Annotated in this window: 2 protein-coding genes; both read left to right on the top strand. The window is 72.5% G+C overall.

Going from position 1 to position 839, the window contains the following annotated elements; genetic code table 11:
• Window positions 1-333: NDP-hexose 2,3-dehydratase family protein (locus D8M34_RS18335; protein ID WP_174235411.1), on the top strand; the 333-nt coding region annotated here is incomplete at its 5' end.
• Window positions 330-839: beta-ketoacyl synthase N-terminal-like domain-containing protein (locus D8M34_RS18330; RefSeq protein ID WP_274543287.1), on the top strand; the 510-nt coding region annotated here is incomplete at its 3' end. The genes D8M34_RS18335 and D8M34_RS18330, both read left to right, overlap by 4 nt.

The following is an 839-nucleotide window of genomic DNA, read 5'->3' as shown; positions in this document are numbered from 1 at the left end:
CGACCGACACCCGCCCGCGCTTGCGCTTCCTCGTCGCAGTCCCTGCCGGCGCTCCCGGCGCCGCCGCTGCTCGACCTGGTGGAGAAGGCCCCAGCTGCGGACGTCCGATTCGACTGTGTGATGGCCGAGGAGGGCGGCCGCTTCCTCGACACCGAGACCCGCTACACGGTCGTCGAGACCACGGACCCGGCCGAGCCGCCCGGCTACCTCCGGGTGACCGTCGGCCAGCTGCAGGAGCTGCTGCGGCACAGCCACTACCTCAACGTGCAGGCCCGCAGCCTGGTCACCTGCCTGCACAGCCTGTCGACCCCCGCGCCGAGGAGGAAACTGTGAGTCGACGCGTTGCCGTCACCGGGATCGGCGTGGTCGCACCCGGGGGTATCGGGACAGCAGCCTTCTGGGACCGGCGGACGGACGGCCGGACCGCGACCGGCGCCATCACCCACTTCGATCCGGCCCCGTTCCGCTCACGGATCGCGGCCGAGTGCGACTGCCGCCCGGCCGAGTTCGGTTTAAACGACGAGGAGACGACCAGGCTGGACCGGGCCGTGCAGTTCGCGCTGGCGGCAACGGCCGAGGCGCTGTCGGACAGCGGTGTACGCCCGTGGTCCGAGCCGGAGCGCTGGGGGGTCGTCCTCGGGAGCGCGGTCGAGGCCACAATCGGGCTGGACCGAGAGTACGCGCGGGTCAGCCACGGCGGCGCCCGCTGGATCGGCGACCACAGCCTCGCGGGGCCGCATCTCTACGACTACTTCGTTCCTACCTCGAGGCCCGCACACACCGCCCGACGGTCCGCACTGCTCGGCCCGGGCACCGTCATCCACCCCCGCCGCACCTCC

It is taken from the genome of Microbacterium sp. HSID17254 (assembly GCF_003989315.1).
Taxonomy (GTDB): domain Bacteria; phylum Actinomycetota; class Actinomycetes; order Actinomycetales; family Microbacteriaceae; genus Microbacterium.
The sequence above is the reverse complement of the archived record's forward strand: the minus strand, read 5'-3'. Positions and strand labels throughout refer to the sequence as shown.